Source organism: Pseudaquabacterium inlustre (assembly GCF_038066595.1).
Taxonomy (GTDB): domain Bacteria; phylum Pseudomonadota; class Gammaproteobacteria; order Burkholderiales; family Burkholderiaceae_C; genus Pseudaquabacterium; species Pseudaquabacterium inlustre.
The window spans coordinates 123,997-146,745 of record NZ_JBBUTH010000001.1 but is presented as its reverse complement, the minus strand read 5'-3'; the positions used below and the strand labels follow the sequence as shown (position 1 = coordinate 146,745).

19 protein-coding genes are annotated in these 22,749 nt (G+C 72.1%); 14 read left to right on the top strand and 5 right to left on the bottom strand.

The window, feature by feature from the left end; translation table 11 throughout:
• Positions 1–129: 129 nt before the first annotated feature.
• The 5 genes from AACH10_RS00690 to AACH10_RS00670 all read right to left on the bottom strand — a co-directional run bounded on the left by AACH10_RS00690 (position 130) and on the right by AACH10_RS00670 (position 3,947).
• On the bottom strand, positions 130–1,338 hold the full coding sequence (locus tag AACH10_RS00690; RefSeq protein ID WP_341408424.1) for a tetratricopeptide repeat protein: 1,209 nt from the start codon (positions 1,336–1,338) through the stop codon (positions 130–132).
• 38 nt (positions 1,339–1,376) lie between these two features.
• Complete coding sequence (locus tag AACH10_RS00685; RefSeq protein ID WP_341408423.1) at positions 1,377–1,799, bottom strand: ExbD/TolR family protein; 423 nt, start codon at positions 1,797–1,799, stop codon at positions 1,377–1,379.
• Between the two features lie 9 nt (positions 1,800–1,808).
• Positions 1,809–2,237, bottom strand: a complete 429-nt coding sequence (locus tag AACH10_RS00680) for an ExbD/TolR family protein (protein ID WP_341408422.1) — start codon at positions 2,235–2,237, stop codon at positions 1,809–1,811.
• Between the two features lie 12 nt (positions 2,238–2,249).
• Positions 2,250–3,086, bottom strand: a complete 837-nt coding sequence (locus AACH10_RS00675; RefSeq protein ID WP_341408421.1) for a MotA/TolQ/ExbB proton channel family protein — start codon at positions 3,084–3,086, stop codon at positions 2,250–2,252.
• A gap of 165 nt (positions 3,087–3,251) precedes the next feature.
• Entirely contained in the window at positions 3,252–3,947 is a 696-nt protein-coding gene (locus tag AACH10_RS00670; RefSeq protein ID WP_341408420.1) for an energy transducer TonB, read from the bottom strand.
• A gap of 441 nt (positions 3,948–4,388) precedes the next feature.
• Here AACH10_RS00670 and AACH10_RS00665 point away from each other — a divergent pair, with 441 nt between their 5' ends.
• From AACH10_RS00665 to AACH10_RS00600, 14 genes are all read left to right on the top strand, one after another.
• The gene (locus tag AACH10_RS00665) at positions 4,389–4,976 is read left to right on the top strand and encodes a Pvc16 family protein (RefSeq protein WP_341408419.1); all 588 of its coding nucleotides are present in this window, start codon (positions 4,389–4,391) and stop codon (positions 4,974–4,976) included.
• Between the two features lie 38 nt (positions 4,977–5,014).
• Positions 5,015–6,679, top strand: coding sequence for a phage tail sheath family protein (locus AACH10_RS00660; RefSeq protein WP_341408418.1), 1,665 nt, complete (start codon positions 5,015–5,017; stop codon positions 6,677–6,679).
• A 62-nt stretch (positions 6,680–6,741) separates the two neighbouring features.
• Positions 6,742–7,209, top strand: coding sequence for a phage tail protein (locus AACH10_RS00655; RefSeq protein WP_341408417.1), 468 nt, complete (start codon positions 6,742–6,744; stop codon positions 7,207–7,209).
• A gap of 20 nt (positions 7,210–7,229) precedes the next feature.
• On the top strand, positions 7,230–7,673 hold the full coding sequence (locus AACH10_RS00650) for a phage tail protein (protein WP_341408416.1): 444 nt from the start codon (positions 7,230–7,232) through the stop codon (positions 7,671–7,673).
• A gap of 36 nt (positions 7,674–7,709) precedes the next feature.
• The gene (locus tag AACH10_RS00645; RefSeq protein ID WP_341408415.1) at positions 7,710–8,156 is read left to right on the top strand and encodes a phage tail protein; all 447 of its coding nucleotides are present in this window, start codon (positions 7,710–7,712) and stop codon (positions 8,154–8,156) included.
• 25 nt (positions 8,157–8,181) lie between these two features.
• Positions 8,182–8,388, top strand: coding sequence for a DUF5908 family protein (locus AACH10_RS00640; RefSeq protein ID WP_341408414.1), 207 nt, complete (start codon positions 8,182–8,184; stop codon positions 8,386–8,388).
• 5 nt (positions 8,389–8,393) lie between these two features.
• A complete protein-coding gene (locus tag AACH10_RS00635) occupies positions 8,394–9,110 on the top strand; it encodes a CIS tube protein (RefSeq protein ID WP_341408413.1) in 717 nt (238 codons plus the stop codon).
• A gap of 22 nt (positions 9,111–9,132) precedes the next feature.
• The gene (gene vgrG / locus AACH10_RS00630; RefSeq protein WP_341408412.1) at positions 9,133–10,773 is read left to right on the top strand and encodes a type VI secretion system tip protein VgrG; all 1,641 of its coding nucleotides are present in this window, start codon (positions 9,133–9,135) and stop codon (positions 10,771–10,773) included.
• Positions 10,774–10,816: 43 nt separating this feature from the next.
• Complete coding sequence (locus tag AACH10_RS00625) at positions 10,817–11,044, top strand: hypothetical protein (RefSeq protein ID WP_341408411.1); 228 nt, start codon at positions 10,817–10,819, stop codon at positions 11,042–11,044.
• Positions 11,045–11,049: 5 nt separating this feature from the next.
• A complete protein-coding gene (locus AACH10_RS00620) occupies positions 11,050–11,475 on the top strand; it encodes a GPW/gp25 family protein (protein ID WP_341408410.1) in 426 nt (141 codons plus the stop codon).
• A complete protein-coding gene (locus AACH10_RS00615) occupies positions 11,472–11,906 on the top strand; it encodes a hypothetical protein (protein ID WP_341408409.1) in 435 nt (144 codons plus the stop codon). The genes AACH10_RS00620 and AACH10_RS00615 overlap by 4 nt, the downstream gene beginning before the upstream one ends.
• A 52-nt stretch (positions 11,907–11,958) precedes the next feature.
• Positions 11,959–16,494, top strand: a complete 4,536-nt coding sequence (locus AACH10_RS00610; RefSeq protein WP_341408408.1) for a hypothetical protein — start codon at positions 11,959–11,961, stop codon at positions 16,492–16,494.
• Positions 16,495–16,535: 41 nt separating this feature from the next.
• Positions 16,536–18,206 carry a tail fiber domain-containing protein gene (locus AACH10_RS00605; protein ID WP_341408407.1) on the top strand — a complete coding sequence of 557 codons (1,671 nt, stop codon included), beginning with the start codon at positions 16,536–16,538 and terminating at the stop codon, positions 18,204–18,206.
• 82 nt (positions 18,207–18,288) lie between these two features.
• Positions 18,289–22,704, top strand: coding sequence for a hypothetical protein (locus AACH10_RS00600; RefSeq protein ID WP_341408406.1), 4,416 nt, complete (start codon positions 18,289–18,291; stop codon positions 22,702–22,704).
• The last annotated feature ends 45 nt before the right edge of the window (positions 22,705–22,749 follow it).

Sequence of the window (22,749 nt, the reverse complement as noted above, 5' to 3'; positions counted from 1 at the left end):
CGTGGGGGCGGGCGTGGACGTTGGTCACCGGCCGCGGCCTGACGGTCGCGGCCATGAAAAAGGGCAGGGGATCAACCCTGCCCTCGGCATTGTGTCGCAGCGCCCCGTGGGGCGCGTGGCGCCTGGGTGTCAGCCGCCGTTGGTGTTGGCGTACAGCGCCCACAGACGGCCGATGTCGGCCGCGCCGTCGTTGCCCTGCACGCTGCGCAGTGTCTGCACCGCCTTGGCCTTGTTCTTGGCCGCCAGCTGGGCCAGGCCCAGGCGCAGCTTGGCCTCGTCCGGGCGCTTCAGGCCGCCCTTGGCGATGCCCTGCTCGATCAGCGGCAGGCCCTTGTCCACCTGGCCCATCGTGACGTAGGCATAGCCCACCTGCACCAGATCGTTGCCGTCCTTCTGGCTGGCCGCAGCCGTGGCGCGCTGCTCGATCGAGCCTTTGCCCTCGGCCTCCTGCTTGACCGCCAGGTCGCGCAGGCGCTTGTGGCGCTCGGCCTCGGCGCCGGTGCCCAGGGCCCCGGAGGCGAAACCCTTGTCCACGATGGCCTTGCCCTCGGACGCCAGGCCGGCCTGCAGCGCGAGCTGGGCCATCTCCATGAAGTCTTCGGTCTTGGACAGGTTGCCGGTGGCCAGCTTCAGGCGCATCAGGTCGAGCGCATAGCGGTCGGAGAAACCGGCCTTGCTGCGCACCCGGCCCAGGTAGATGGCCCAGTAGTCCTTCTTCGGGTAGTTGGCCAGCAGCTTCTCGAGCGTGGCGGTCTGGCCCGCGGCATTGCCGGTGCGCTGCTGCGCATCGGCCAGGCGCAGCAGGTCGCCTTCCTCGGGCTTGCGGCCCGCGCCTTCGGCGGCCTGCACGGCGGCGGCAGCGTCCTTGGCGATCGCGTTGTAGTCGCCGCTGGCGCCTTGCAGGTAGGCCTGCAGCTGCTTCAGCGATGCGCTGTTGTTGCCGGCGGCGGCCGCCTTCTGCGCCCACTGGCTGGCCTTGGCATTGTCCTTGGCCGAGGCGTAGGCCGAGGCGATCTGCTCGGCGATCTGGCCCTGCTCGGCGCCGGAGGTCTTGCCGTGCAGCGATTCCAGCGCCTGGATGGCGGTGGCATGGTCGCCCGCGCGCTGGGCGGCGGCGGCCTTCATGCGCTCGATCTGCAGGGTTTCGGTCGGCGTCTTGCCGCCCACGGCCTCGGCTTCGCGCACCTTGGCCAGGGCTTCCTTGCCCTTGCCGGCCTTGATCAACTCGTAGGCCTGCTGCAGCGGCTTGCCCACCTCGGGGCGCAGGGCCTGGGCGTGGGCCGTGCCCATCGTCACGGCAAGGGCCACGGCGGCGGCCAGGGCGTGGATCTTGGTCATCGCAGTTCTCGGTTCGGGTCAGTGCGCGGGTGCGCGTGTCAGTTCATGAACTGCTCGTTGCCGACGATGCCGATCTTGGTGACGCCCAGGCGCTGTGCGCTGGCCATCACCATGGCCACCACCTTGTAGCTCACCAGCTTGTTCGGCCGCAGGTGCACCTCGGGCTGGTCGGGCATTGCCGCCACCTGGGTCAGGCGGTTCTCCAGATCCGCCCGGTCGGCCACCACCGTGCCGTTCCAGCCGATCGTGCCGTCGAAGTCGACGTCGATGCGCACCACCTCGGGCGGCTTGGGCGGCGCCGCGCTCGGCCCCACCGGCATGTTCATCTTCACCGCGTGCGTCTGGATCGGGATCGTGATGATCAGCATGATGATCAGCACCAGCATCACGTCGATCAGCGGCGTGGTGTTGATCTCGATCATCGGGCCGTCGTCCTCGGCCCCTCCTACTTGCATGCCCATGTCTGTTCCTCAGTTCCGCGGAGGCGGCTCGGTGATGAAGCCGACCTTGGCGATGCCCGCGCGCTGGCAGGCCACCACCAGCTTGCCCACGCTCTCGTAGCGCGAGTCCATGTCGCCACGGATGTGCACCTCGGGTTGCGGCTCCTTGACCGATTCCTTCTTCAGGTCGGACACCAGGGCCTCGAGGTCGGTGTAGCGCTTGGTGGCCCAGTACCACTCGCCTTCCTTGCTGACCGCCAGCAGGATGTTCTCCGGCTTGGTCTGCGTGGGGACGTTGGCTTCCTTGGGCAGTTCGAGCTTCACGCTCTGCGTGATCACCGGCGTGGTGATCAGGAAGATGATCAGCAGCACCAACATCACGTCCACCAGGGGCGTGGTGTTGATGGCCGAATTCATCCCATCTTCTTCGCCATCGGGCGATCCGACTGCCATGGCCATGGTGCGGACCTCTCAGCGCTTGCCGGCGAGCAGGACGTTGTGCACATCGCCGCTGAAGGCCTTGACGCCTTCCATCACGGTCTTGTTGCGGCGGATCAGCCAGTTGTAGCCCATCACCGCGGGCACGGCCACGGCCAGGCCGAAGGCGGTCATGATCAGCGCTTCACCCACCGGGCCGGCGACCTTGTCGATCGAGGCCTGGCCGCTGATGCCGATGGCCGTCAGCGCGTTGTAGATGCCCCAGACGGTGCCGAACAGGCCCACGAACGGTGCGGTCGAGCCCACGGTGGCCAGGAAGGCCAGGCCGTCCTGCATGCGGCTTTGCACGTTGCCCACCGCACGGTCGATGCTCATGCTGATCCAGGTGTGGCGGTCGATCGATTCGACCAGCGTGCCCTCGTGGTGGTCATCGGCCTTGACGCCCTGCTCGGCGATGTAGCGGAAGGCGCTGCCTTCGTCCAGCGTGGTGGCAGCCTGCTTCATCGAGGCGGCCTTCCAGAAGCCGTCGCCGACCTTCTTGTAGGCGTTCATCAGCTTCTGCTGCTCGAACAGCTTGGTGAAGATGATGTACCACGAGCCCATGGACATGATGATCATGATGATCGCGGTGCCCTTGGTGACGAAGTCACCTTCCTTCCACATGGCTTCGACGCCATAGGGGTTGGCCACTTCTTCCTTGTGCACGGTGGCGGCCGGGGAGGGCGCGGCGCCGGGCGCCGGGGCCGAGGCTTCGGCGGCCGGGGCGGAGGCCTGGGCCTGCGCGGTCTCGGGCAGGGCGGTGGTGGCGAGCGCAGCGAACGCCATCAGGGCTGCGGCCAGCGGCGCGCGCAGGGTCTTCATCAGGGACATGGGTGGCTCCAACAGGTAACAAGGGCAGCGGGGGTGGTGCCGCCTAGAGTCTCGGGGGAAATCTCGAACAGGGTCTCGAGGGGGAGGGACTGGCGCTGCCGGCCTTGCGGATCCCGGCGGCCGTCGGTGGCGGTGGGTGTCACCGACCCGGCGGCGCGCCGCAGATCACTGGATACGCCAGACGACGTCGACGTCGATGGTGCTGCCGATGGGCTTGCCGGCCTCGTCGGTGGCGGCGACACCCTTGCAGGTGCCCGAGGCCATCTGCGACACGGCGGCGCGGTCGAGCAGGCGGTGCTCACGCGTCGGGCCGGCCGAGTTGATGACGTCGGCCTTGCTGACCACGCCCGACGGATCCACCGTCAGACGCAGCCGCGTGGTGCCCGAGGCCTCGGCACGCAGCGCGGCGGCTGGGTAGTCGTCGTAGTTCACGCACTTGCCCACGTCCACGCGGGCCACCGGCACGCGGGGGCGGGCTGGCGGGGCGGGCGGGGCCGGCGGCGCGGCCACGGCCGGTGCCGGGGCGGGCGCGACGGTCACGGGGGCGGGCGGCGGGGCCTCGCGGGTGACGGTGATGGCCGGGGCCTGCTGCGGGGTGGCCACCTGCACCTCGGGCGGCGGCACGAAGGACGGCGGCGGTGCGGCCATCTTGGGCGGCGGCGGCAGGTTCTCGGGCGGGGGCGGGGGCGGCGGCTTGACCTCGTCGATGATCTTGGTCTCGATCGGGGCCTTGATCACCTCGACCACCTTGCGCGCCAGCCCGTTCATCAGGGCCCAGCCAAGCACCACGTGCAGCAGCACGACGATGCCTAGCCCGACGGAGTGCTTGCCGGGGTTGCGTTGCTGGGAAGCGTAATCCACTCTTGATCCTCCAGACGACCCGAGGTGGTGGCTGCGGGGCGCTGTGACTACATTTCGAAAAGCAGCCTTGTGAGCCGCCTGCAGCCTCGTTTGCTGCGAGGAGGGCAATATAGCCTGAAAGAATACTACATCCGCTTGGGGCAACACCCTACAGGGGGGAGCCGCCCCGCGCGGATGTGCAGGCGATTGCGGCCCAGCCTTTAGCAGTTTGCGTGCCACCCGAGATGGTGCATCCGCGACAGCGGCCAGGTGCGTGGTGCGCGGCCCGCGCGGCGTCCACCGCCCACGGGATGCCGCTGCCAGGCCCCCTCCCCACGACGGGAGTTAGGGGGTGGTGCCGGGTGTGACGATGTCCACACAATGAACCGGAGCCCCCAGCACGCGTTGAAGCCTGTGGCGGCGGATTCCAGGGCGCATGGCGCCGGAAAGGTTGGCCCGGCGATGATCGGTGATCTGCTTGTGCTGCTGCGGGATCGGCTCGATGCCTATCTGCATGCGGCAGCGGCCACCGCCGGGGACGACTCACCCGAAGACCGCGCCCAGCTGATCGACGGCGACAAGGCCGATTCGGTCGACTTCCGCCTCAACGCGATCTCGATCCTGCTGGTCAACATCCAGCACGAGAACCACCTGCGCGCCCCCGATCCCTGGTTGCGCGTCACGCCCGATGGCCGCCAGCAGCGTGTGGCCCCCGATGTGCGCCTGTCGCTCAGCGTGCTGTTCGTGGCCCGCTTCAAGTCGTATGCGCTGGGGCTGAACCAGCTGGCGCTGGTGATCCGCTTCTTCCAGACCCACCCGGTGTTCGATCACGAGAACACGCCGGGGCTGCCGGCCGGCGTCGAGAAGCTGGCGGTCGAACTGGTCACGCTGCCGCAGCACGAGCAGAACGACATCTGGAGCGCCTTGCGCGTGCACTACCAGCCCTCGGTGATGTACCGGGTGCGCATGGTGGTGCTCAGTGATCCGGCGGGCGTCACGCCCACACCCATCGGCCAGACGGTGGTCCGCACGCGGCGGATCGACGCCTGAGGCCTTCACCTCCCCACCGACCGAACGGAGTGCCAGCCATGCCCGTGTACAGGACCCCCGGCGTCTACATCGAAGAGATCTCGACGCTGCCCCCGTCGGTGGCCGAGGTGGCCACTGCGGTGCCAGCCTTCGTCGGCTACACCGAGAGCGGTCCGGCCGACAGCGCGGCGCCCAAGGTGCTGCGCATCGCGTCGATGCTGGACTACCGCGCGGCATTCGGCGGCGCGCTGCGCGCGAAGTTCAGCGTGGCGGAGCCCGCCGCACCGGGCCTGCCACCCGCCGTGACCGCGGTGCCGCCGCAGAACCCGTTCGCGCTGTACTACGCACTCAGCCATTACTTCAAGAACGGCGGGGGGCCGTGCTACGTGGTCTCGGTGGGCAACTACGGCAACGCGCCCTCGAAGGCCCGCTTCTCGGCGGGTCTGGCCGCCCTCGAGAAGGAGGACGAGCCCACGCTGCTGGTGCTGACCGACGCCGCGGCCCTGCTGCCCGCCAGTTCGTACTACGAGTTGTGCGGCGAGGCGCTGGCGCAGTGCCGCCGCCTGGGCGATCGCTTCACGATCCTCGACGTGCACGGCGGCGCGGTGGATGTGTTCCGCAACGACAGCAACCTGTCGGCCAACCTGATGTACGGCGCGGCCTACCACCCGTACCTGCAGACCGGACTGGCCAGCGAGTACGACGAGGCGGCGGTGGACATCGTGCGCCAGAGCCCGGCGCGGCTGGCCAATGTGACCGGCACCCTGACGCTGGGGGCGCCCAACGGCGTCACCATCACCTACACCGGGGCGCCGGGCAGCGGGCCGGGCGTGGCGGTGAACTTCGGCCGCAAGACCACGGCAGCCACCTTCACGGTGGTGGGCGGCCTGCTGACCATCGTCGATGCCAACAGCAAGACCGGCAACGACCTGGTCACGGCCTGGGCGGCCTTCAAGACGGCGGGCGGCGCTGGTGGCTTCGACCTGACCCGGTCGGGCGATGGCACCGGCACGATCGCCACCGCCGACCTGCCGCGCACCAGCATCTCGCTGCCGGCCCCGCCGGGGGAGTCGCTGGCCTCGATCCGCAACACCGAGACGGCCTTCTACAACAACGCGCGCGCGATGCTGGAACTGCAGCGCGTCACGCTGCCGCCCAGCGCGGCGATGGCCGGCATCTACGCCCGTGTGGACCGCGAGCGCGGCGTGTGGAAAGCCCCGGCCAACGTGGGCGTGCTGGCCGTGCTGGGGCCGGTGAGCAAGATCACCGACACCGAGCAGGACGGCCTGAACATCGATGAGACCGCCGGCAAGTCGATCAACGCCATCCGCGCCTTCACCGGCAAGGGCACGCTGGTGTGGGGTGCCCGCACGCTGGCCGGCAACGACAACGAGTGGCGCTACGTGTCGGTGCGCCGGCTGTTCATCATGATCGAGGAGTCGGCACGCAAGGCCACCGCCTTTGCGGTCTTCGAGCCCAATGACGCCGGCACCTGGCTGAAGGTGAAGGCCATGATCGAGAGCTACCTGTACGGCCTGTGGGAGCGGGGGGCGCTGGCCGGCGCCAAGCCCGAGTCGGCCTACTTCGTGCGCGTGGGCCTGGGCACCACGATGACCGCGCAGGACGTGCTCAACGGCAACCTGATCGTCGAGATCGGCATCGCGGCGGTGCGGCCGGCCGAGTTCATCGTGCTGCGCTTCTCGCACAAGCTGCAGACCGAGTGAGCGCGGCCCGCGCCACCGCACCGGCATCCGCCTGAACCCCGCACACACCCAGGAGGCCCGCCATGGCCATGACCAAGGACCAGATCAAGGCTGCCTATCCGCTGCCGGTCTACAACTTCCGCGTCGAGATCGACGGCCAGACCGTGGGCTTTTCCGAAGTCTCGGGGCTGAACATCGCCTACGACACGATCACCTACACCGAGAGCGCCACTGCCGGGCCCGGTCCGCGCATCCTCTACATGCCCGGCAAGCCCAAGGTGACCACGCTCACGATGAAGAAGGGCGTGGTGGCGGGCGTCAGCGTCAAGGTGCTGTACGACTGGATCAACACCGTGGCGCTGAACCGCGTGGTCAAGAAGGACCTGGTGATCCGCCTGTGCGACGAGACCGGCGCCCCGGTCATCAGCTGGAAGGTGATCAACGCCTTCCCCACGCAGCTGGACGCACCGTCGTTCACCGCCAGTGCCAACGACGTGGCCATCGAATCGATGCAACTCACCGCCGACGCGGTGGTCATCGAGCAGGCCTGAGGCCGCGCGGAGCCCCGGCCATGGCGCACGGCATCGCCCGGCAGGCGGCCAGCTATCCGCTGGCGGCCTACAACTTCCGCGTCGACGTGGGTGGCGAGACCCTGGCCTTCACCGAGGTCAGTGGCCTGGTGCGCGAGCTGCGCACCCAGACCTACCGCCACGGCCTGAGCTACGTCGAGGGCGAGGACATCGTCGTCTACCGCCACGAGAGCTTTGCCCCGCTGCAGTGCAAGCGGGGCGTGGTGGCCGGGCTGAACAGCTTGTACGACTGGCTGGAATCGGCCGAGCAGCGCACGCTCACGGTGTCGATGTGCGACCACACCGGCTTGCCGGTGCTGCAGTGGCGGGTGCAGCGCGCCTACCTGGTCAAGATCGAGGCGCCGGCGCTGCAGGCGGCCTCGGGCGAGGCCGCGGTGGAGTCGCTCACGCTGATGGCCTGCGGCATCCGCGTGCAGCCGGTCTGACGCGCACCACGGCACGAGGGCAGGGCAGTCCACACCATGGCCGAACCGATCCTGGGCATGCGCTTTTCGGTGTTGTTCATGGCCGGCGGGGCCGTGGCCAACCCGATCGACCTGCGCTTTCGCCGGGTGTCGGGCCTGGCGGTGGAGGTGGAGACAGAGGCGCAGCCGTCCGGCGGCTGCAACACCTACCAGCAGCCGCTGCCCAAGGCCGTGCGCCACGGCAACCTGGTGCTCGAGCGCGGGCTGGCGCTCGGCTCACCGCTGACCGCCGAGTTCAACGCCAGCCTCAGCAGCTTCAAGTTCCTCACGTCCAACGTGCTGGTCACGCTGCTGTCGGCCGACAGCCTGCCGCTGGCCGCCTGGCTGTTCATGAAGGCCTGGCCGGTGAAATGGGCCACGTCCGACCTGGATGCCGGTGAACCCGGCCTGGTGATCGACACGCTCGAACTCGCCTACACCCGCATGCAGCCGATGCGGCTCTGACCGCCGCCCCCGCAGGACCTTCGCCATGCCCATCGAGATCAAGGAGCTCGTGATCCGCACCCAGGTCAGCCCCGGCGGGGGCGAGGAGGCGGTGCCGCTGGCCGACGGCCTGCCCGCCGAGCACGGGGCCCCGCCGGGCGACAGCGTGGCCAGCGGTCTGGACACTGAGCAACTGGTGCAGGAATGCGTGCGCCAGGTGCTGCGCATCCTGGCCCGGCAGCGCGAGCGCTGAACACCATGGGCCTGCCGTCGCTGTTCAAGCTGGAGAAGCTGCGCATCGAGGCCTACCTCGACGTGGACCGCCGCCGCCCGGCCGATCCGGCGCGCATGGACGCGATGTTCAACCCCACCAGCCTGGAGCGTGGCCACACGGTGGCCTACGAATCGGCGCGCCGGCAGGGCCTGAACACGCCGGGACGGCCGGCACGCTATGCCTACACGCCGCAGGGCACGCTGTCGCTGAAGCTGGTGTTCGACGGCACCGGGGTCGACACCATCGGCACGACCGCGCTGCTGGAGGGCCTGGGCGTCAAGCAGCGCATCGCCACGTTCGAGAAGCTGTGCCTGCGCATGAACGGCAGCATCCACGAGCCGCATTTCTTGCGCGTGCGCTGGGGCGAGTTCAGCTTCGACGGCCGGCTGCAGACGCTGGGCATCCGCTACACCCTGTTCGACGAGTCGGGCGATCCGCTGCGCGCCGAGCTAGATGTGCAGCTGGTCGAGGACAAGAGCGAGAAGAAGATCTTCCGCGAGGCGGGCAAGAGCTCGCCCGACCTGACCCATGCCCGCGTGGTGAAGGCCGGCGACACCTTGCCGCTGCTGTGCCGCGAGATCTACGGCTCGTCGCGCCACTACCTGAAGGTGGCGCGCGACAACGGACTGGACGACTTCCGCGTGCTGGTGCCGGGCCAGACCCTGCTGTTCGCGCCGCTGCCCACGCAGGGCGGGCGCTGAGCGTGGCACCGGGGCTGCTGTCATGAGCGCCATCAGCGTCGAGATCCGCAGCGAGGGCCAGCCCATCGACAGCACGCTGTCGCTGCTGTCGATCGACATCCGGCGCGAGCTCAACCGGGTGCCCTCGGCGCAGCTGGTGTTCGTGGACGGCGACTTGCCGCAGCGCAAGTTTCCGGTGAGCGACAGCGACAGCTTCGCGGTGGGCGCGCTGGTCAGCATTGCCGCCGGCTACGTGGGCGGGACGCCGGCGCACACGCGCCTGTTCGAGGGCGTGGTGGTGCGTCACACGGTCGAGGCCGGTCCGCAGGGCAGCACGCTGAGCGTGGAGCTGCGCGACAAGGCCGTGCGCCTCACCCAGCTGCGCCGCAGCACGCTGTTCGAGCAGATGAAGGACAGCGATGTGTTCAAGAAGCTGGTCGGCGCCGCCGGCCTGAAGACCGGCGAGGTGCAGGACACGGTGATGGTGCATCCGGCACTGGTGCAGCACCAGTGCAGCGACTGGGACTTCCTGCTCACCCGGGCCGAGGCGATGGGCCGCGTGGTGCTGGTCAAGGACGGGGCGCTGTCCTTGCGTGCGCCGGCTGCTGCCGGCCAGGCCGTGCTGCAGGCTCAGCTGGGGCTGGACTCGGTGTACACGGTCGAGCTGGAGCTCGACGGCCTGGCAGCGCAAGTCGGCGCCAGCGCCACCAGCCTGGACATGCACAAGCTGTCCACCGGCCAGGTCAAGGGCAAGGCCCCGCCGGCGCTGGCCCCCGGCAAGTCGCGCAGCGCTGCCATGGCCGCCAAGCTGTTCAACGCGCAGCCGGTGCTGACGGCCGCGGCCAGCCTCGAGAACGCCGAGCTCGACGCCTGGTCGTCGGCGGCGCTGATGCGCGCCGAGCTGGCCACCGTGCGGGGCCGGGTGTCGCTGCAGGGCACCGCCAAGGCCGAGTTGCTGGCCGGCGTGGCGCTGGATGGCGTGGGACAGCGCTTTGCCGGCACCTTGCCCATCACCGGCCTGGCCCACCGCATCGCCGATGGCGATTGGCGCACCGACCTGCAGCTGGGGCTGCCGGCGCGGCCCCACCATCTGGCCGAGGCGCTGGCCGCGCCACCGGCCGCCGGCCTGCACCCCCCGGCCACCGGGCTGAGCCTGGCCGTCGTGGCCGCCGTGCACGAAGACCCCGACAAGTCCTGGCGCGTGAAGATCCAGCCGGCCGGGCTGCCCGGCCCGCCAATGGGGCTGTGGGCCCGGCTGGCCCTGCCCTCGGCGGGCAAGGGCCGTGGCTGGTACCTGCGACCCGAGGTCAACGACCTGGTGGTGGTGGGCTACCTGGGCGACGACCCGCGCCAGCCGGTGGTGCTGGGCTGCCTGCATTCGGCCAATGCCGCACCACCCCAGGCGCTCACCGACGACAGCGGCAAGAACGCGCTGTCGGGCTTCGTCACGCGCAGCGGCCTGAGCCTGGTGCTCGATGACGAGAAGAAGACCTTGCAGATCAAGACGCCCGGCGGCCACCAGGTGCTGCTGGACGACCAGGACAAGGCCATCCAGCTCAAGGACAGCCATGGCAACGAACTGGTGCTCGACCAGAACGGCGTGCGCATCAAGTCGACCAAGGACCTGACGTTGGAAGCCAGCGGCAATGTCGCCATCCAGGGCAGCGCCATCGATCTGAAATGAACGCCGACCCGGCACCCCATCCCATCGCAGCGAGACCGTCCACATGAACGCACCCCTTCCGTCCCACGCCGCCGCGCCCGAAGGCGCCGCACCCGCCGCCGCCACCGGGCTCGCCGCACCGGCCGTGCCGATGCTGCAGCTTCAGCTGTCCCTGGACGATGTGAACCTGCTGCTCGAAGCGGTGGGGGCGCTGCCGTTTGCGCGGGTGTACGGCCTGGTGGGGCGCATCCAGAGCCAGGCTGCGGCGCAGCTGCAGGCGCACCCGGGCTGAGCGCCATGGCCGGCGCCGACCTGTTCCTGGGCCAGGGCTGGGCGTTCCCGCCGCGCTTTGCCGCGGGCGGCGCCGGCGTGGCCCTGGTGAGCGGCACCGACGATGTGGCCGAGAGCCTGGCCATCCTGCTGGCCACGCGCCGCGGCGAGCGGGTGCTGGCCGAGGACTATGGCTGTGACCTCGCCGAGTTCATGTTCGCCGAGATCACGCCGGCGCTGGTGGGCCAGGTGCATGACCTGGTGGCCGACGCCGTCCTCGAGTTCGAGCCGCGCGTGGTGCTCAACGGCGTGAGCGTGTCCACCGAGCGCGCCAGCGAAGGCGTGCTGGCCGTGGCCATCGACTACACGGTGCGTGCCACCAACTCGCGCTTCAACATGGTGTGGCCGTTCTACCTCGACGAGGCGGTGCGGCCGCTGGGGGCGGGCGGATGAGCGACCTGGTCCTGATCGACGGCGACCTGGCCCTGTTCATGCCGGTGTTCGGCGCGGCCATCGTGGTGGTGCAGACCGGCCGGCTGCGCGGCAGCGGCCCGGCCACGGTGGGCGGCAAGAAGATCTGCGTGGACGGCGACGAAACCAGCGTCTCGGTGCCCGGCTGCACCTACATGACACCGCAGTACAGCATCCCCGGTGTGGGCACCTTGAAGATCCAGCAGCTGGCCGCCAACCAGAAGGCCCAGCACAGCCAGACCGGCGGCAAGCCCGTGCTGCTGAAGGGTGCGATGTTCACCGCCCGCTTCGAGGTGCAGGTGCCGGCCATGCAGCCGCCGCCCGGCCCCGGCGCGCCCATTCCCGACGGCAGCCCCAGCTACAGCGGCCAGGGCCAGTTCCAGAGCACCAACATCAAGGCCCGCGCCACCTGAGGCCCCACCGCAGCGCGCCGTTCCTCCATCCCACCCCAGCACCCGCGCCACCATGTCTGCCCTCCCGTCCGACGGCACCAGCCAGGCGGCCCGCCATTGGCCCGAACTGGATCCGGCCCATGCGGTGCTGGCGCCCCACGGGCCGCGCGAGTGGCTGCAGTGGCTGCGTGCCTACGGGCGCGAGCTGGTCTTCGTCGACGACACCGACCCGCAGGCCAGAGGCGACTGGCGCGGCCTGCTCGGCGAGCCCGGCGACCTGGATCTGGACACCGTGGCCGCGTGGCTGGAGGCGGCGGCGCGGGTGCCCGTCACCACGCTGGAACCCACCGCGCTGCCGGCCTGGCCACCGGGTCTGACCGCGCCGATGCGCGAGCGCCTGTCCCGACCGCACCTGGCCTTGCTGATGGCCTTCGTGGCGCTGCTGGCGCGGTCGCGCGACGGCATCAACGGCATCGCGGCGCGCCATCTGTCGCTGCTGTACCGCGACACGCTGCGCCTGGTGCCGCGGCCTGCCCAACCCGAATGGGTGCATGTGCTGGCCGAGCCCGACACCGTGGGCACGCGCGCGCTGCTGCCGGCCGGCACGCTGCTGGAGGCCGGCCGCGACGACGCCGGGCGCGACCGCTTCTTCCGCACCGAGGCCGAGCTGAGCGTCAGCGGCATCCGCGTGGCCGGGCTGCGCAGCCTGCGCGCCGACATCCGCCGCACCGGTCTGCGCGAGGCCGCCTTCGCGCACCGGGTCAGCGGCACGCGGCAGCAGGCCTTCGTCGGCATGTGGCGCATCGCGCTGGGCCAGCCCGCACCGGGCGACGCGCTGCCCACGCCCATCGTGCCCGGACTGCCGGCGCTGGTGCAGGGCCAGCCGCCCGCGATCGACTTCGACGCGCTGCTGGCCGCCGACGAGCTGCTGCGCTTCGTCATCGATCGGCTGGCCATGCCCTTGCTCGACGAGTACCGCCAGCTGATGCGCCTGCGCCAGCAGCGGCGTGAGCGCGACCCGGCCGATGCCGCCACGTTGCGCGCGGTCCTGGCCCAGGTGGCCGCGGCGGTGCGGCCGGGCGTGGCCTTCGCGGCCGGCGATCCCCAGGATTTCGAGGCCGACCTGGCGCGCGCGCTGGGCCTGGACGCCAACGGCTATGCCCACCTGTTCGACGGCCTGCCCGAGGTCAAGCAGATCGACCAGGTGTTCGCCGTGCTGCCTGCGCGCGCCGACGTGCAAGCCTTCGTGCAGCAGCGGCTGCGCCTGTCGCTCGACGATTTCCGCCGCATGATGCTGGCGCGCCGCCAGATCGAGGGCGGCTGGTCCGAGATCGCCCGCCTGGTCGAGGCTGCGGCGAGGCGCCGACGCGGTGATCCGGCCTGGTCACTGCCGGCCGCGGTGCGCCGCCAGCGCCAGGTGGAGGCCTGGCTGCTGGCCGGTCTGGAGGTGGCGGCCTTCCCGGTCGGTGGCCGGGCCGATGCCGGGCTGGACGGCTTCCATGCGGCCTTCGAGGGCATCGAGCGCTGGGCGTCGATGTCGGCCGAACGCTTCCGCTTCGTGATGGACGTCGGCCGGCGCATGCCCGCGCCCGAGGCGGCCGACTGGCCGCGGGTGTTCGACATCCTGGCCGCCGCGCACCAGGCCAGCGTGCTGGCGCGGCGCCGCGCGCAGCTGGCCCAGGCCGCCGCACCGGGCCGCCGCGCCGGCCAGCCCGCGCAAGCCGTGGCCGCCGTGCTGGCGGCGGTGCTGGACGACGACGCGCCCCCGGCCGAGGCCCTGGCCCGCCTGGCCGGTTTGGGCGTGCCGGCCGACGACCTGGCCGCGCTGGCCCGGCTGCAGGCCGGCAGCGCACTCGACGAGGCTGGCTGGAGCCGCCTGCTGGCCGTGCTGGAGGTGGCGCAGCGCAACCGCGAGAACCTCGTGCTCGTGCCGCCGCAGCAGGTGCAGTGGCACTGGCTGCACGCACTGGCCGATGCACGGCAGGCCACGGTGCCCGGCGCCCAGCCGGGACGCTTCTCGCCCTTCGGCCAGGTGCCGCCGGCCCGGCCCGAAGCACCGCCCGAGCCCAACCTGGGCTGTGCACTGGCCTCGCCGCTGCTGTGGCTGGCCGAGGGCCAGCGCAGCGTGCAGCTGCTGCTGGGCTTCGACGGTGGGGCCGCCAGCTTCGATGCCGAGGCCTTGCGCCGGCTGCTGGCACCGGCCGATGGCCAAGGCGGCCGCGCCACCGTGGTGCCCTGGCTGGTGCAGCTGAGCACCGACAAGGGCTGGACCGAGCCCGCCAGCGTGCAGCTGGAATGGAACGCGCCCGCCGCCGCCACCGGCACGGGGGCCGCGCGGCCGGCCTTCGGCGGCTACCCCGCCGTGGCCGGGGTGGACACCGCACCGCTGCGCCTGTTGCGCCTGGTGCTCGCGCTCGACGAGAAGCAACCCGCCACCGCCGCACCCACGCTGGCCGTGCATGGCCTGACCGCCGCGGCGCCGGTGTTGCGTCTGATGCTGCGCCCTGCCTGGGACGATGCCCTGAAGGCCTGGACCAGCCCCTACACGCTGCTGCGCCGGCTGCGCCTGCAGCGCCTGAAGCTGGTGGTCAACGTCACGGGCCTGGCCTCGCTGCGGCTGCGCAGCGACGACGCCGTGCTCGACGCCCGCAAGCCCTTCGAGCCCTTCGGCTTCCGCCCGGCACCGGGTGCGCGGCTGCAGATCGGGCACGCCGAGCTGGTGGCCAAGCCGCTGGACAGCGTGGGCTTCCGCTTCGAGTGGATGGGCACGCCGCCCTCGCTGGACAGCCACTACGCCAACTACGAGGGGCCGGTGAAGCTGGCCTCGTTCACGGCCCGCGTGGGCCTGCGCGATGGCCTGCGCTTCAGTCCGGCCGATGCCCCGATGCGCCTGTTCGGCGACGGCAGCCCGGCCGACGCGGTGCAGCAGCGCGTGGCACCGCTGCCCGAGCCCGGTGCCCCGGCCTGGCCGCCGCGCTTGCCGGCCCAGGCCGCTGATGTGGGCGAATGGCCGCGTTGCCTGGTGTGGGAGCTGGCCGGGGACTTCCAGCATGCCGCCTACCCCGGCCAGGCCCTGAAGAAGTCGCTGCAGCTGGCCGCGGCCATCGCCACCAAACAGCCCAGCATCGACCCCACCGCGTACCAGCTTAATCCGCCGTACACGCCCAAGCTCAAGCGCCTGCTGGTCGACTACAGCGCCAGCGTCGAGGTGCCGGTGGCGTCGCCGGCCGTGGGCGGCACATCGGGCGACGGCCTGTTGCAGCTGCTGCACCTGCATCCCTTCGGTAGCCAGGTGATCGGCGCGGCCGACCGCCGCGACGGCATGCCGCTGCTGCCGGCCTGCGATGACGAGGGCACGCTGTGCATCGCGCTGGCCCAGGCCCGAGCGCCGCAGCGCCTGAACCTGCTGCTGCAACTGGCCGAAGGCAGTGCCGACCCCGACGTGGCGCCGCCCGCGCTGCGCTGGAGCGTGCTGGACGGCGACCAATGGCGCTCGCTGCACGACCAGGGCGAACTGCTGGCCGACGGCACGCGCGGGCTGGTCAATGCCGGCATCGTGGCGCTGCAACTGCCGGCGGTGCAGACCGGCGCCCTGCTGCCCGACCGCGACGGCGATGCGCCGCTGCTGTGGCTGCGCGTCAGTGCCGCCCAGGGCTGCGCCGGCGTGTGCGACGTGCTGGGCGTGCACCCGGACGCCGTGCTCGCCGAATGCGTGCCGGCCGATGCGGACGCGGAGGACGTGGGCGCGGCCGCCGCCGCCGCCAGTCCGCTGGCCGCGGGCACGATCACGGCGCCGCAGCAGCCGGTGACCGGCATCGCGCGGCTGCAGCAGCCCTACAGCGGCTTCGGTGGACGTGTGCCCGAGGACGACCGCGCGTTCCGCGTGCGCGCCAGCGAGCGGCTGCGCCACCGCGGCCGTGCGCTGACACCCTGGGATGCCGAGCGCTTGGTGCTCGAACGCTTTCCGCAACTGCACAAGGTGCGCTGCCTGCGGGCCGACGAGTTCGATCCCGCGCTGGCGCCGCCGGCCGGCACCGTGACCGTGGTGGTGGTGCCCGACATGGTGCGGCGCCAGCCCTTCGATCCCGCCGCCCCCAAGGTGCCGGCCGACCAGATCCGCGACATCCACGCCTTCCTGGCGCCGCGCCTGCCGCAGGGCGCGCGGCTGCGCGTGGTCAACCCGCATGTGGTGCCGCTGAAGGTGCGCTGCGGCATCCGCTTTCGGGCCGGCGTCGACGAAGGCCTGGCGCGCCAGCGCGTGGGCGAGGCGCTGAACCGTCACCTGGCCCCCTGGGCCTGGGCCGAGGGGGCCGACCTGGTGATCGGCGGCCGCATCCCGGCGCACGGCATCCTGCACTTCCTGGAACAGCGCGACGAGATCGACTACGTGGCCGAACTGCGCCTGTTCACCGCCGACGACGGCCACTGGCGCCCGGTGGCCGATGCCGGCGACGGCCAGGGGCCCGGCGCCAGCCCGGGTCGCCCCGACGGCCTGCTGGTGCCGGCCCCGCAGCATGAATTCCTGGTGATCGGCGAGGCCGATTACCGCGCCGAGGGCCTGGACGGCATCGGTCACATGAAGGTCGAGCTCGACTTCATCGTCGCCTGAACCCTCAGCCGCCCGCCCGCCCATCCACCCCGGAGACCGCCATGAAGATCGACAAGCCCGGCCGCGACACGCTCGAGTCGTACTTCGTCAAGAACGCCGTGCCCACGCAGTCCAACTTCGAGGACCTGATCGGTGCGGGGCTGAACCAGCGCGACGACGGCATCGCCAAGCTGCCCGGCGAGCCGCTGAGCCTGCAGGCCGACGGCGGCGACGGCAGCCAGAAGAAGCTGCTGAACCTGTACCGCAGCTTTGCCGATGCCCAGCCGGCCTGGACCCTGGCGCTCAATCCGCGCAGCGACCCGCGCAATGCGCAGACCGCGCGCGCCGGCCTGGGCGTGACCACCGCCGACGGCGTGCCGCGGCTGTTCATCGACCAGACCAGCGGCAACCTGGGCGTGGGCACGCTGGGCTCCGAGGCGCGGCTGGACGTGGCCGGCACGCTGAAGATCACGGCCTCGCACAACAGCGTGCGTGATGCCGATTCGGGCCTCAGCTACGGTGGCAACCAGGTCATCAAGGGCAACGCCCCGCAGATCGATTTCATCGACACCGAGCACCGCGACTGGGCGATCCATGTCAACGAGAACCGGCTGTACTTCATCCGCGAGCCCTGGGAATACCAGGACCTGGTGCTCGACGGCAACGGCAACGTGGGCATGGGCACCAGCCAGCCGCGCGCCAAGCTGGAGGTGAGGGGCGGCGCGATCATGCCCAGCTTCGGTGCGGCGGCCGGCAGCGGCATCCAGTTTCCGTGCGACGCGGCCGGCAACAACAGCGACAGCGCCTGGCTGCGCTACTACGCGCGCAGCGGCGAGGCCTGCACGCTGGAACTCGGCCTGAACGGCAAGTCCGACGACCACCTGGCGCTGATGCCCTCGGGCCATGTGGGCATCGGCACCAACGAGCCGCGCGCGCGCCTGGAGGTGCGGGGCGGCGCCATCATGCCGGCGGCCGGATCGTCGCCCACCACCGGCATCCAGTTCCCGTCCGATCCCGGCGGCGGCAGCGGCGATACCGCCTGGATCCGCTTCTTCGCACGCAGTGGCGAGGCCTGCAATCTCGAGATCGGGGTGGCCAACGATGGCGAAGACCACATCTCGCTGATGCCCTCGGGCAACGTGGGTGTCGGCACCCGCACGCCGATGGGCAAGCTGGATGTGCAGGGTTCCATCATGGCCGGCAACTCCGACCTGTATTTCACTCGCACCGACCACATCCACACCGGCTTCGGCAACACGGCGGGCTATGCCGCCATCGAGAACGCGAAGGACTACAACGCGCTGATGATCCTCGGGCGCGCCACCGGCGTGCCCAATGAGGGGCGGCGTGTCGAGGTGTGGGACTACCTGCGGGTCAACGGCCGCTTCATCCAGAACTCGGATGCGCGCGCCAAGCAGGACGTGCGGGCGCTGGACCTCGGCCTGGCCGAGGTGCTGCGGCTGAAGCCGGTGGCCTACCGCTGGAAGGCGCTGCGCACCGACGACGACCAGCTGGGCCTGATCGCGCAGGACGTCCGCGAGGTGATCCCGCAGGCGGTGCATGTGGATGACCCGAAGCAGCCCGACAGCCGCCTGGGCATCTCCTACGACAGCCTGGTGGCGGTGCTGATCAACGCGGTGCAGGAGCTGGCCGGCCGCCTGCAGGCCCTGGAGGCGGCCGATGGGCGCGCCGGCGCCGCGTCCGGGGTGCCCGGTGGGGCACCGGCACGCTGAGCGCGACCACACGGGTGCGGCGTCCCTGTCCTGCTGAGCTCCGGCAAAGCCCCACGAAGCGTCCCACAGCGAAGGCCCGGTCATGTCTGGTAGCGATCTGCAACTGAACGACTCCGACGCCTTGCGCGCCCAGGCGCTGGTGCTGCTGCGCGGGCTGGCCGGCGACACCTGGACCGACCACAACGCGCACGATCCCGGCATCACGCTGCTGGAGTCGATGTGCTACGCGCTTACCGACCTGGGCTACCGCATCGACCACCCGGTGGCCGATCTGGTGACCGGGCTGGCCACGGATCCGGCGGTTGATCCGGCCGCGGGTCCGGCCGCGGATCCGGCTGCGCGTGGCCTGTGGACGGCCGCGCAGGTGCTGGCCGGCGGGGCGGTGACGCTGGACGACCTGCGCCGCCTGGCCATCGACGTGCCAGGCGTCAAGAACGCCTGGATCGAGCCGGTGGCCGAGGCACTGGCGCGGCACGACGGCGCCCAGGCCCAGCTGCTGCCCGCCACCGACGCGGCACCGGCCGGCGCCGCGTCCAGCCCCAACGTGGTCGCGCTGCGGCCTCAGGGCCTGTGGGCCGTGCGCATCGAGAAGTCGGGCCTGGGCGAAGACATCGACGGCGGCACGCTGGCGCGCCGCGTGGCACAGCGCCTGCACCGCTGGCGCGGCCTGGGGCAGGACCTGGTGCAGGTGGAGGTGCTGGAGACCCAGCGCGTGCCACTGCTGGCGCGGCTGGACATCGCGCCCGAGGCCGATCCGGTGGCCGTGCTGGCGGCGGTGATCACCGCGCTGGCCGACCACCTGTCGCCGCCGCTGCCGTTCCGCTCGCTGGCGCAGCGCCTGGCCGAGGGCCTGGCGCCCGACCAGGTGTTCGACGGGCCGCTGCTCGACCAGGGCTTCATCGATGCCGACGACTTCGCTGCGCTGGCGCGCCGCAGCAGCGTGCGCCTGTCCGACCTGGTGCGCGTGCTGATGGGTGTGCCCGGCGTGCGTGCCGTGGTGCAGATCGCCTTCCTGAACGGCGACCGGCCGGGCACCGACTGGCTGCTGGCCATCGACCCGCGGCGCACCGCGGCGCTCGACCTCGACGCTTCGCAGATCCGGCTCGAGCGGCGGCAGTTGCGCGTCGACGATGCCCGGGTGCAGCAGCTGGCGCGGCGCGAGGCCGAGGCTGCGCTGCGTGCGCGCTCGGCCGCCATGGCCACCCGGGCCGGCGCGCACGACCTGCCGGCACCCGACGGGCGTGACCGCCAGGTGGCCCGCTACCACTCGCTGCAGCACCTGCTGCCCAGCGCCTATGGCCTGGGGGCCGGCCACCTGCCGTCCGACGCACCGGTGCCGCGCCGCGCACAGGCGGCGCAGTTGCAGGCCTACCTGCTGTTCTTCGACCAGCTGCTGGCCAACCAGCATGCCCAGCTGGCGGCCGCCGGCCGGCTGCTGGCCTTCGACGAGGGCGCGCAGGCGCTGCACCGAGCCAGCTTCGCCCAGCCGGTGGCCGACGACGACGGCCTGCTGAACCTGCAGGCGCTGCGCCGGGGTGGCGACGACGCCCATGCCCGGCGGCTGCAGGACCTGGCCCTCGACCCGTTGGACCGCGGCGACACGCGCAGCGCGCTGCTGCAGCGCCACCGCCAGGCCGACCACCTGCTGGCGCGCGCCTGCGAGCGCCTGGACCCGCGGCCGGTGCCTGCGGCGCGCCTGGCCGACGGCCAGCCGCCCGAGGCCGCCTTGCTGGCCGACAAGCTGGCCCTGCTGCGCGCGCTGCCGCAGCTGGGGCAGCGCCGCGGTGCCGGGGCCGATGCGCTGGCGCTCGGTGCCGAGGCTGACGCGGCACAGGCCGGTGCCGCGCTCGACGGCCTGAGCCAGCGCCTGGCGCTGGCACTGGGCCTGGCCCCGGCTGGCAGCGCATCGGCCGGTGACGGGCCTTCGGCTGGCGAGCCGATGTGCCTGGTCGAGCACATCCTGCTGCGCCCGCTGCCCGAGGACGCCGCGCAGGACGGCCCGCTGATGACCGCGGCCACCGCGTCCGACCCGTTCTCGCTGCAGCTCAGTGCGGCCTTCGATGCCGGTGCCGGCCGGCTGGCCGATGCCGACTTCCGCCACCTCGTCGAGCAGACCTTGCGCGACCACTTGCCGGTGCACCTGGGCCTGCGTGTGCACTGGCTGGATGCGGCGGCGATGGCCGCGCTGGTCGACGCGCAGGCGCGCTGGTGGCCCCTGTGGTGTGCCAGCCGCCGCGAGGTGTTCGGCCTGGCGCCGGAGCTGGCGTCCGATCCGGTCGCCCGTCGCCGGCTGCCGCTGCGCAGCGCGCGCAACCGCGTGATCGACCGGCTGGGCCTGGGCGACACCGCGCCGCTGACCGATGTGCCGCTGGGCGGGCTGGCGGGACCGGGTGTCGCCAGCGGGGGAGGCGCGCTGGGCGACGCTGCCGCGCCAGCCGCCGGCAGCACGGCCGACGGGCCGATCAAGGTGCCCCATGGCGGGGCCGCACGCATCGCCATCGGCTGGGCCGAGCGCGGTGTGCGCTACGAGCTGCGCGGACCGGATGGCCAGCCGCTGCGCACACCGCAGGGCCAGGCCGTGGCGCCGATCACGCGCGACGGTGCCGATGGGCCGGCCTGGCTGGAATCACCGCCTGTCACCGAGGACATCACCTTCCGGGTGCTGGCGCGCAAGCTGGGCTCGCCCCAGGCGCCGCGGCTGCTCACCCAGCCGGTGCCGGTGAAGGTGGGGCTGGACACCACGCTGGCCGTCGACGCACCGGGCGTGCCCTGGCTCGATCCGCTGCTGCCCAGCCCGCGTGCGGCCGATGCCCGCCTGGTGCCCTGGGGCAGCGTGGTCACGGTCACGGTCCGGGCCAGCCAGGAGGGCGTCAGCTATGCGCTGGTGCTGGGCGACCAGGTGCAGCCGGGCGCCGTGCAGGGCGACCTGTCCACGTTGCGCTTGCCCACGCCGCCGCTCACCGAGGACGTGGTGGTGGCGGTGCGGGCCAGCAAGCGCTTTGCCGCCGGCAGCGGCCGCAGCGAGGAGGTGGCGCTGCTCGACGCCCGCGTCACGCTGTGCGTGCGCGCCAACCCGTCGCTGCCGGTGCTGCTGCAGCCGGGCGCGGTGGCCGACCACGGCGCCACGGACCTGGCGCTGCGCGTCGAGGGCGCGCAGGCCAGTGCCAGCTACAGCGCCTGGCAGCATGGGGTGCGCGACGACGAGTTCGTGCGCGGTGCAGCCGCCGACGACCGGGACCTGGTGCGCACCGATCGGCCGGACCTGCCGGCCGTGCGCCGGCCGCCTGCGGCGGCGCCCGACGGCCCGGGGCCGGCGGGCTTCACGCCCGTGCCGGGGGCGCCGGTGCCGGGCGATGGGCGCCAGGCCCGCCTGCCGCTGCCGGCCGCGGCCGATGACCTGCTGCTGTGCGTGGCCGCCACCAAGCAGCACCAGCCGGCCGGTGCCGGGCGGGCCATTGCCTCGGTGGTGTGGCTGGCGCAGCCGGCGCTGCTGCTGGTGCGGCCCGATCCCGGCCGTGCGCTGCGGCCGCAGTGGCGGCAGGGCGGTGCCGAGCCGCAGCTGCTGGTGCAGGACGGCCAGCCCGGTGTGTTCTACCGGCCGCTGCTGCTGCCGGCCGCAGCGGGAGCAGCGGGAGCGGCAGACGCTGCAGCATCGCCGCTGGCGCTGCCGGGCTATGTGCACCAGCGCGACGCGCGGCAACCCGCACTCAACAAGGGCCTGGGGCAGCTGGCGCTGGGCATCGATCTGGCCATTGCCGCCGATCCGCCGCAGCGCCCGCAAACCGGCATCGATGCGCGCGACCGCCTGCCGCCGCAGCCGCCCACGCTGCGGCTGGGCGCCGATCTGCCCACCGGCGGCCGCATCGGCTGGCAGGCAGTGAAGGCCCAGACCGGGCTGGATGCACGCCTGCGCGCCATCACGCCGGTGAGCGCGCCGCCGGTGGTGCGCCTGGTACCCGCCTTCCCGGCCCCGGGCCAGGCGGCCGAACTGCGCGTGAGCGATGCCGCGCCTGGCTGGCGCTACCAGCCGGTGCGCGCCCTGGCGCCCGACGATGAAGCGCTGGGCGAGGCCCGCCCCGGTGCGGGCGGTGAGCTGGTGCTGCCATTGCCCGCGCTGCAGGCCGACACCCTGCTGGCGCTGCGTGCCTGGCCCGCCACGCCGGCCGAGGGCACGTTGGCGCTGGTGAACGTGGTGTGCCTGCCGCTCACGCTGGCGCCGCGCGCCGATCTGCCGCTGCGGGCCGATCCGCCCAGCGTGCCGGCCGGCCAGCCGGCCCGCGTCTGGGTGCAGGGCAGCCAGGCCGGGGTGCAGTACCAACTGCTGCGCGATGGGCAGGCCGTGGGCACGCCACAACCGGGGCATGGCGCTGACCTGGCGCTGGCCACCGGCCCGGTCACGGCCGACAGCCGCTTCACGGTGCTGGCGCAGCGGATCGACGAGCCGGCGGCCCGCCAGAGCCTGAGCGCCAGCGTGCAAGTGACGGTCGAGGCACCGTGACACGGCCGCTGCTGAGCGCACGCCCGGCCTGACCGGCCACACCCG

What these genes read in the sequence shown, in the direction of transcription:
- AACH10_RS00690 (WP_341408424.1), bottom strand. Translation starts at nt 1,338, where the DNA reads ATGACCAAGATCCACGCCCTGGCCGCCGCCGTGGCCCTTGCCGTGACG.
- AACH10_RS00605 (WP_341408407.1), top strand. Translation starts at nt 16,536, where the DNA reads ATGAAGATCGACAAGCCCGGCCGCGACACGCTCGAGTCGTACTTCGTC.
- AACH10_RS00620 (WP_341408410.1), top strand. Translation starts at nt 11,050, where the DNA reads ATGGCCGGCGCCGACCTGTTCCTGGGCCAGGGCTGGGCGTTCCCGCCG.
- AACH10_RS00615 (WP_341408409.1), top strand. Translation starts at nt 11,472, where the DNA reads ATGAGCGACCTGGTCCTGATCGACGGCGACCTGGCCCTGTTCATGCCG.
- AACH10_RS00655 (WP_341408417.1), top strand. Translation starts at nt 6,742, where the DNA reads ATGGCCATGACCAAGGACCAGATCAAGGCTGCCTATCCGCTGCCGGTC.
- AACH10_RS00640 (WP_341408414.1), top strand. Translation starts at nt 8,182, where the DNA reads ATGCCCATCGAGATCAAGGAGCTCGTGATCCGCACCCAGGTCAGCCCC.
- AACH10_RS00645 (WP_341408415.1), top strand. Translation starts at nt 7,710, where the DNA reads ATGGCCGAACCGATCCTGGGCATGCGCTTTTCGGTGTTGTTCATGGCC.
- vgrG (WP_341408412.1), top strand. Translation starts at nt 9,133, where the DNA reads ATGAGCGCCATCAGCGTCGAGATCCGCAGCGAGGGCCAGCCCATCGAC.
- AACH10_RS00680 (WP_341408422.1), bottom strand. Translation starts at nt 2,237, where the DNA reads ATGGCCATGGCAGTCGGATCGCCCGATGGCGAAGAAGATGGGATGAAT.
- AACH10_RS00635 (WP_341408413.1), top strand. Translation starts at nt 8,394, where the DNA reads ATGGGCCTGCCGTCGCTGTTCAAGCTGGAGAAGCTGCGCATCGAGGCC.
- AACH10_RS00610 (WP_341408408.1), top strand. Translation starts at nt 11,959, where the DNA reads ATGTCTGCCCTCCCGTCCGACGGCACCAGCCAGGCGGCCCGCCATTGG.
- AACH10_RS00685 (WP_341408423.1), bottom strand. Translation starts at nt 1,799, where the DNA reads ATGGGCATGCAAGTAGGAGGGGCCGAGGACGACGGCCCGATGATCGAG.
- AACH10_RS00660 (WP_341408418.1), top strand. Translation starts at nt 5,015, where the DNA reads ATGCCCGTGTACAGGACCCCCGGCGTCTACATCGAAGAGATCTCGACG.
- AACH10_RS00675 (WP_341408421.1), bottom strand. Translation starts at nt 3,086, where the DNA reads ATGTCCCTGATGAAGACCCTGCGCGCGCCGCTGGCCGCAGCCCTGATG.
- AACH10_RS00665 (WP_341408419.1), top strand. Translation starts at nt 4,389, where the DNA reads ATGATCGGTGATCTGCTTGTGCTGCTGCGGGATCGGCTCGATGCCTAT.
- AACH10_RS00650 (WP_341408416.1), top strand. Translation starts at nt 7,230, where the DNA reads ATGGCGCACGGCATCGCCCGGCAGGCGGCCAGCTATCCGCTGGCGGCC.
- AACH10_RS00625 (WP_341408411.1), top strand. Translation starts at nt 10,817, where the DNA reads ATGAACGCACCCCTTCCGTCCCACGCCGCCGCGCCCGAAGGCGCCGCA.
- AACH10_RS00600 (WP_341408406.1), top strand. Translation starts at nt 18,289, where the DNA reads ATGTCTGGTAGCGATCTGCAACTGAACGACTCCGACGCCTTGCGCGCC.